This is a genomic window from Kitasatospora sp. NPDC059571 (assembly GCF_042735675.1).
In the GTDB taxonomy this organism is placed as follows: Bacteria; Actinomycetota; Actinomycetes; order Streptomycetales; family Streptomycetaceae; genus Kitasatospora.
This window is the reverse complement of record NZ_JBHWBW010000373.1, coordinates 1-7,945: the sequence shown is the minus strand read 5'-3', so window position 1 is coordinate 7,945 and position 7,945 is coordinate 1. Positions and strand designations below refer to the sequence as shown.

Annotated in this window: 8 protein-coding genes; 7 read left to right on the top strand and 1 reads right to left on the bottom strand. The window is 72.2% G+C overall.

The features are described 5' to 3' along the window. Positions 1-145: 145 nt before the first annotated feature. A complete protein-coding gene (locus ACFV0G_RS29995) occupies positions 146-754 on the bottom strand; it encodes a hypothetical protein (RefSeq protein WP_380554840.1) in 609 nt (202 codons plus the stop codon). Between the two features lie 240 nt (positions 755-994). Here ACFV0G_RS29995 and hemL point away from each other — a divergent pair, with 240 nt between their 5' ends. From hemL to ACFV0G_RS29960, 7 genes are all read left to right on the top strand, one after another. Then, positions 995-2,371, top strand: a complete 1,377-nt coding sequence (gene hemL, locus ACFV0G_RS29990; protein WP_380554844.1) for a glutamate-1-semialdehyde 2,1-aminomutase — start codon at positions 995-997, stop codon at positions 2,369-2,371. 23 nt (positions 2,372-2,394) lie between these two features. Further along, a complete protein-coding gene (locus tag ACFV0G_RS29985; protein WP_380554842.1) occupies positions 2,395-3,042 on the top strand; it encodes a histidine phosphatase family protein in 648 nt (215 codons plus the stop codon). A gap of 144 nt (positions 3,043-3,186) precedes the next feature. After that, positions 3,187-3,786 (top strand): TlpA family protein disulfide reductase, encoded by a 600-nt coding sequence (locus ACFV0G_RS29980; protein ID WP_380554838.1) that lies wholly within the window; start codon positions 3,187-3,189, stop codon positions 3,784-3,786. After that, positions 3,783-4,559 carry a cytochrome c biogenesis CcdA family protein gene (locus tag ACFV0G_RS29975; protein WP_380554836.1) on the top strand — a complete coding sequence of 259 codons (777 nt, stop codon included), beginning with the start codon at positions 3,783-3,785 and terminating at the stop codon, positions 4,557-4,559. Before ACFV0G_RS29980 ends, ACFV0G_RS29975 begins: the two co-directional genes overlap by 4 nt. 2 nt (positions 4,560-4,561) lie before the next feature. Then, positions 4,562-6,283 (top strand): cytochrome c biogenesis protein ResB, encoded by a 1,722-nt coding sequence (locus ACFV0G_RS29970; protein ID WP_380554834.1) that lies wholly within the window; start codon positions 4,562-4,564, stop codon positions 6,281-6,283. A gap of 3 nt (positions 6,284-6,286) precedes the next feature. Continuing rightward, on the top strand, positions 6,287-7,414 hold the full coding sequence (ccsB, locus tag ACFV0G_RS29965; protein WP_380554832.1) for a c-type cytochrome biogenesis protein CcsB: 1,128 nt from the start codon (positions 6,287-6,289) through the stop codon (positions 7,412-7,414). Between the two features lie 83 nt (positions 7,415-7,497). Continuing rightward, positions 7,498-7,902, top strand: a complete 405-nt coding sequence (locus ACFV0G_RS29960) for a hypothetical protein (RefSeq protein WP_380554830.1) — start codon at positions 7,498-7,500, stop codon at positions 7,900-7,902. The last annotated feature ends 43 nt before the right edge of the window (positions 7,903-7,945 follow it).

Sequence of the window (7,945 nt, the reverse complement as noted above, 5' to 3'; positions counted from 1 at the left end):
GCTGCCGCTGACCATGCCGACCCGCTCGCGCATGCCGATCAGACCATGGCCGAGGGCGGGGGGCCCCCCCCCGGCCCCCCGGGGCCCCGCCCACCCCCAACCTCGCGGCGGGGGCCCGCCGCGCCGGGGGGCGCGGCGGCACCGGTCAGGGCCAGACCAGGCAGTACAGCTGGTGGCCGGCCTCGTGGAGGCGGTTGGCGAAGTCCTGCCACTCGTGGAGCATCGTGTAGATCACGAAGGCGTCGCGCGGACCGCGGCGGTCGGGCACCGTCGACCAGATGAAGGCGGCGGCGCCGAGCTGGGTCTCGTCGGCCTTGCGCAGCGGCTCGACCACGTTGTGCGGCAGCTGGACGACGGCGTAGTCGGGGTGCAGCACGACCAGCTCCAGCGGCGGGACCTGGTGCAGCGGCACGCCCTGGATGCCGGTGAGGACCATGGCGCTCATGGTCTCCGGCTTGATCTTGGTGGAGAGGTGGCCGTTCTCCGAGCCGCTGGTCTCCATCAGGTCGCCGAGCCGCCCGAGCGAGCCGAGCTCGCCCGCGTCCAGGCCGAGACCCCCGGGCCCGAGGGCGGTCGGGACTCTGGCCGCGGTGGCACGATCAGGTGCGCCGAAGTACTTGTAGGTGACTCCCACGCGCCCCTCTCCCCGCTTTCCCCTGCCCGTACCCGTACCCCCGTGCGCGGCCCCGGCAGGCCGACGGGAGCTACCCGCGGCCTCCTCGAAGCCGTCCTGCGCCTCGGACACTCGGACCATCCTCACCGGAATTCGCCGGAATCGACAGACCCCCGCACGCCCGGTGTCCTCCCGAACGTGCCACTTACCCGTCTTGTGCCGCCCTACACCGCCGGATTCCGTCGCGACGGTCGTACGGACCACCGTACCGTCCGCGCAGCAGGCCGAGGCAGCAGCACACGGATCATCGTTCCAGATGATCGGGTCCGGCATGCAGAGGTCAAGGACACGATTTGAGAGCATGTTCAGGTGACCAACCCCGTGAGCACCCCCCAGACCACCCCGAGCACGGGCCCGCACGCCGGCCCGGCCGGCTATCCGTACGAGGCCCCGCACTCCCAGGAGCTGTTCGAGCGTGCCTCCGTCGTGACCCCGGGCGGCGTGAACTCGCCGGTGCGGGCCTTCCGCGCGGTCGGCGGCACCCCCCGCTTCATGGTGTCCGGCACCGGGCCCTACCTGACCGACGCGGACGGCCGCGAGTACGTCGACCTGGTGTGCTCCTGGGGCCCGATGATCCTCGGCCACGCCCACCCGGCCGTGATCGACGCCGTCCAGCAGGCCGTCTCCCGCGGCACCTCCTTCGGCACGCCCGGGCAGGGCGAGGTCGAGCTCGCGGAGGAGATCGTCTCCCGCGTCGCCCCGGTCGAGCAGGTCCGCCTGGTCTCCAGCGGTACCGAGGCGACCATGTCGGCGATCCGGCTGGCCCGCGGCTTCACCGGCCGCGCCAAGATCGTGAAGTTCGCCGGCTGCTACCACGGCCACGTGGACGCGCTGCTCGCCGCCGCCGGCTCCGGCGTCGCCACCTTCGCGCTCCCCGACACCCCCGGTGTCACCGGCGCGCAGGCCGGCGACACCATCGTGCTCCCCTACAACGACCTGGACGCCGTGCGCGCCGCCTTCGCCGCGCACCCCGGCGAGATCGCCTGCGTGATCACCGAGGCCTCGCCCGGCAACATGGGCGTCGTGCCGCCGCTGCCCGGCTTCAACCGGGGCCTGGCGGAGATCTGCCGTGCCGACGGCGCCCTCTTCATCTCCGACGAGGTGATGACCGGCTTCCGCGTCTCGAAGGCCGGCTGGTACGGCCTGGAGGCGGCCCGCGAGGGCTGGGCGCCGGACCTGCTCACCTTCGGCAAGGTGATGGGCGGCGGCTTCCCCGCCGCGGCCTTCGGCGGCCGCGCCGACGTGATGGCGTACCTGGCCCCGGCCGGCCCGGTCTACCAGGCCGGCACCCTCTCCGGTAACCCGATCGCCACCGCCGCGGGCCTGGCCCAGCTGCGCGGCTGCACCGACGAGGTGTACGCCACCGTCGACCGGGTCGCCGGTCAGATCGGCGACCTGGTCACCGCGGCGCTGGCCGAGGAGGGCGTCGCCCACCGGCTGCAGCGGGCCGGGAACATGTTCTCGGTGTTCTTCACCGAAGAGCAGGTCACCAACTACGACGAGGCGCGCCGCCAGCAGGCGTACCGTTTCAACGGCTTCTTCCACTCGATGCTGAGCCAGGGCGTCTACCTGCCGCCGTCGGCCTTCGAGTCCTGGTTCGTCTCGGCCGCCCACGACGAGCGGGCTATCGAGCGGATCGCCGCCGCCCTGCCCGCGGCCGCCCGCGCGGCCGCCGAGGCCACCGAGGAGACCAAGTGACCGAGACCACCGTCGTCCACCTGATGAGGCACGGCGAGGTGCACAACCCGGAGGGCGTCCTCTACGGGCGGCTGCCCGGCTACCACCTCTCCGAGCTGGGCCGGCAGATGGCCGACCGGGTCGCCGAGCACCTGGCCGACCGGGACATCACCCACGTGGTGGCCTCGCCGCTGGAGCGCGCCCAGGAGACCGCCGAGCCGATCGGCAAGGCCCACGGCCTCCAGGTCGCCTCGGACGAGCGGCTGATCGAGGCGGACAACATCTTCCAGGGCAAGACCTTCGGCGTCGGCGACGGCTCGCTGCGCAACCCGGGCTACTGGAAGTACCTCACCAACCCGTTCAGGCCTTCCTGGGGCGAGCCGTACATCGAGCAGGTCGTGCGGATGATGGGCGCGATCGGCGCCGCCCGGGACGCCGCCCGCGGCCACGAGGCGGTCTGCGTCAGCCACCAGCTGCCGATCTGGATCGTCCGCTCGTTCGCCGAGCGCCGCCGGCTGTGGCACGACCCGCGCAACCGGCAGTGCTCGCTGGCCTCGCTGACCAGCTTCACCTTCGAGGGCGACCGGATCGTCTCGATCGGCTACCGCGAGCCGGCCCGCGACCTGCTCCCCGCGCACCTGGTGGGCAAGGGCGGCAAGGGCAAGCCGGTGGGCAAGAGCTTCGGCGCCTGAGCCCGCCGCGAGCCGTGGGCCACGGCACGGCGATTTGCCCGCTTTAAGCGGATCATAAGTACAAGAACCGCAGGTCAGAGGGGGTCCGACGCGCAACGTCGGACCCCCTCAAATCTGCCCAAAGTCCCATGCGAAACTTTTCACATGTCTGGGACGCCGCACCGCCGCCTCCGCCTCGCCGCCACCGTCGGCGCCGCGGCCGCACTCGCGCTCACCGCCTGCTCCTCCACCGGCCAGGCGGCCGGTGGCGGCAAGACCGGCTTCGTGACCGGCAAGGGCGGCATCGCCACGGCCGGCGCCGGCAGCCGGGCCGACGCGCCGGACGTCACCGGCAAGGCCCTGGACGGCAAGCCGGTCGCGCTCTCCGACTTCAAGGGCAAGGTCGTCGTCCTCAACATCTGGGGCTCCTGGTGCGGCCCGTGCCGCGCCGAGGGCAAGAACCTCCAGGAGGTCTCCCAGAAGTACCAGGCGCAGGGCGTGCAGTTCCTCGGCATCAACACCCGCGACGTGGACCCGGCCAACGCCGTCCGCTTCGAGCACGAGACCGGCATCACCTACCCGAGCCTGTACGACCCGGACGGCGCCCAGATCCTGCGCTTCCCCAAGGGCAGCCTCAACCCGCAGTCCATCCCGACCACCATCGTGGTCGACCGCCAGGGCCGGCTGGCCGCCCGCGCGATGCGGGCGCTCTCCAGCGAGGACCTGGAGGCGATGATCAAGCCGGTGCTGGCGGAGCAGCAGTGAGCGCGGCCCTGGCCGGCGCCATCGGGTACAACGACACCGTGGCGAGCGGCGCCCTGGTGCTCGCCGTGCCGATCGCCCTGGCGGCCGGACTGCTGTCGTTCCTCTCGCCGTGCGTGCTGCCGCTGGTGCCCGGCTACCTCAGCTACGTCACCGGCTTCTCGGCCGCGGACCTCTCCGACGCGCGCGGGGCACGCCGGGGGCGCATGCTGCTCGGCTCGCTCCTGTTCGTGGCCGGCTTCACCGCGGTCTTCGTCTCGGGCGGCGCCCTGTTCGGGCAGTTCGGCAGCGTCCTGAAGGACCACGTCCGGCTGATCGACACCGTGCTCGGCGTGCTGACCGTGCTGATGGGCCTGGCCTTCATGGGCCTGCTCCCGGGCTTCACCATGCGGGAGCTGCGCTCGCACCGCCGGCCCGCGATCGGGCTGGCGGGCGCCCCGCTGCTGGGCGTCGTCTTCGGTGTCGGCTGGACGCCGTGCATCGGCCCGACGCTCTCGGCGATCCTCTCCCTCTCGACCGACCAGGCCAGCGCGGGGCGCGGCGCGCTGCTGATGGCGGTCTACTGCGTGGGGCTCGGCGTACCGTTCGTCGGGGCCGCGTTGGCCTTCCGCAAGGCGCTCGGCGCCTTCGGCTGGATCAAGCAGCACTACCAGTGGGTGATGCGGATCGGCGGCGGCATGCTCGTCGTCGTCGGCGCCCTGCTGGTCACGGGTGTGTGGGACGCGATGGTGCAGCAGATGCAGTACCTCACCGACGACTTCTCGATCGGAATCTGACCGTGAGCGACACCAAGACCGGACCGGCCGAGGACGAGATGTCCGACGCGTCCGCCGAGCGCCTGACCAGCGCCCCCGAGGACTCCGCCGCGGACACCCCGGCGGGCATAGGCGTGCGCGGCTGGCTGCGCTGGATGTGGCGGCAGCTGACCTCGATGCGGGTCGCGCTGATCCTGCTCTTCCTGCTGTCGCTGGCCGCCGTCCCCGGCTCGCTGATCCCGCAGAACAGCGAGGACTCCTTCAAGGTCGAGACCTGGAAGGCCGCGCACAAGAGCGTCGCCGGGATCTACGACCGGCTCCAGCTGTTCGACGTCTACAGCTCGGTGTGGTTCTCCGCGATCTACATCCTGCTGTTCGTCTCGCTGGCCGGCTGCATCGTCCCGCGCACCTGGCAGTTCGTCGGGGTGCTGCGCGCGCAGCCGCCGGCCGCCCCGCGCAACCTCACCCGGATGCCGGTGTACGCCGCCTGGCGCACCGACGCGGACCCGGCGGCGGTCTCCGCCGCCGCGCACGCGCTGCTCAAGCGCCGGCGCTTCCGGGCGAACCTCGCCGGCGGCGCGGTCGCCGCCGAGAAGGGCTACCTGCGCGAGGTCGGCAACCTGCTCTTCCACTTCTCGCTGTTCGCGCTGCTGGCCGGGTTCGCCTGGGCGAGTCTCGCCGCCGGCTCGGGCAGCAAGATCGTGATCGAGGGCCAGGGCTTCGCCAACACCACCACGCAGCTGGACGACTTCAAGGGCTCGCGGTTCTACACCACCGACGACCTCCAGGCCTTCGGCTTCAAGCTGGACAGCTTCACCGCGCGCTACCAGACCACCGGCGCGGACATCGGCACCGCCCGCGAGTTCACCGCGCACGTGCGGTACTGGAACGGCAGCGACTCCGAGAAGCTGACCAAGGGCGACATCCAGGTCAACCACCCGCTGGAGATCGACGGCTCCAAGGTCTTCCTCAACGGCCACGGCTACGCGCCGGTGGTCACCGTGAAGAACGCCAAGGGCGAGGTCGTCTACTCGGGCCCGACGCCGTTCCTGCCGCAGGACTCCAACCTGACCTCGGTCGGCGTCTTCAAGGTCAGCGACTACGGCGACAAGGACGGCAAGCGCACCCAGCTGGGCTTCTCCGGCATCTTCTCGCCGACCTCGCCGATCACCCCCGACATGGTCAAGGGCTGGAACTCGCTCTTCCCGGCCGCCGCCGACCCCCGGCTGATCCTCACCGTGTACGCGGGCGACCTGGGCACCGACTCCGGCCTGCCGCAGAACGTGTACCAGCTCGACACCGCCCACATGACCCAGCTGAAGCAGGACGGCAAGCTGGCGAGCGCCGCGCTCAAGCCCGGCGAGGTCTGGGCGCTGCCGGACGGCTACGGCACCCTCACCTTCGACGGCTACCGCCAGTGGGCGCAGTTCTCCGTCTCGCACCGCCCCGGCAACACGATCGCCCTGCTCGGCGCGGTCTGCGCGATCCTCGGACTGATCGGCTCGCTGTTCGTGCAGCGGCGCCGGATCTGGGTCCGGGCCACGGCCGGCCCCGACGGCGCCACCCTGGTCGAGGTCGCCGGGCTGGCCCGCAGCGAGTCCGCCCGGACCGCGGAGGAGCTCGCCGAGCTCGCCGTGGACCTCCAGAGCGACGCCCCGGCCCTGGACGACGCGGCCGGCGACGACACCCCCGTACCGGCGGCAACCGCACCGGCAACCCCCGCAGACCCGGACTCCAAGGAGTAGACGGTGAATCTCGCCTCGGTCGACCCGCAGCTGGCCGACCTCTCGAACAAGCTGATCTACTCGGCGATGGCCGTGTACACCCTGGCGATGTTCGCCCACCTCTTCGAGTGGACGTTCGGCAGCAAGGGTGCCGTCGCGGTCCGCTCGGCCGAGCAGGCCGGCGGGCTGGCCCAGACGCTGTCCGCCGCCCAGGAGGCCGCGAAGGGCTCCCGCAGCGTCACCGTCACGGTCGCCACGGCCGACGGCGGCACCACCACGCTCACCCGCACCGCGCTCGCGGACGCGGGCGCCACCGTGGTCACCAGCGGCCGCAGCGACGACGCGGGGCAGGACGGCCCGGGCGCCGCCGGCGGCAGCGAGAAGGGCGACCTGGCCGGCCGGATCGCGGTGTCGCTGACCGTCCTCGGCGCCCTGCTGCACGCAGGCGGCGTGCTCAGCCGCGGCCTGTCGGTGATGCGCTGGCCGTGGGGCAACATGTACGAGTTCTCGTGCGCCTTCGCCCTCACCATGATCCTGGCCTACCTGGGCCTGCTGGTCGCCAAGCGCAACGTCCGCTGGCTCGGCCTGCCGGCCGTCCTGGCCGCGCTGCTCACCCTGGGCCTGGCCGTCACGGTGCTCTACACCGCCTCCGAGCAGCTCGTCCCGGCGCTGCACTCGTACTGGCTCGGCATCCACGTCTCCACCGCGATCATCTGCGGCGGCGTGTTCTACGCGGGCTTCGTGGTCACCCTGCTGTACCTCGGCAAGGACGCCTACGAGCGGCGGATCGCGGCCGAGCTGCCGCTCGGCCGGCTCGGCTCGGTCTGGCACCGGCTGCCCGCCGCTGGCACCCTCGACAAGCTGTCGTACCGGATCAACGCGCTGGTCTTCCCGCTCTGGACGTTCACCATCATCGCCGGCGCGATCTGGGCCGAGTCCGCGTGGGGCAAGTACTGGGAGTGGGACCCGAAGGAGACCTGGTCGTTCATCACCTGGGTCGCCTACGCCGCCTACCTGCACGCCCGGGCCACCGCCGGCTGGCGCGGCCGCAAGGCCGCCTACCTGGCGCTGCTGGCCTTCGCCTGCTGGCTGTTCAACTACTACGGCGTGAACATCTTCGTCACCGGCAAGCACTCGTACGCCGGAGTCTGACCCGCCGAGCGTGCGGGAACCGTGAGGGATCGCCCGTCCGGTCGTTGACCAGGACGTCCAGAAAGCCGCGAGGAGGGGCCGCCATGGAGAACGACGAGGTCATGCTGACCGTCCGGATCACCGCTGCGGAGAGAGCGCTGCTCCGGCGGCTCGCCCAGGGCCATCGCAGCGATGTCTCCGAGGTCGTCGCGGACGGCCTGCTGGACGTCCTGCCGACCCTGCACTGCACCCCGGACGCCCACCGCCTGGTGGCCGCGCTCACCACGCCGGCGCCCTGTGCCCAGCTGGTCTGGCTGCCGGGGGAGCTGGCCGACCTGCTGGAGCCGGCGACCGCCCGCATCGCGCAGACCACCGGCGTGCGGCTCGGCTCGTCCTGCGTGATGCTCGGCGCCGCCGTGCGGCTCTGGCTGGGCCAGGACCCGCAGCTGCTGGCGGACCACCTGTCCACCATGCACGCGGGCCGTCCGGCCGCGCTGGTGGCCGCCTGAGCGGCCCCCGGGTACGACGTGGGGCCCCGCACGGTTCGTGCGC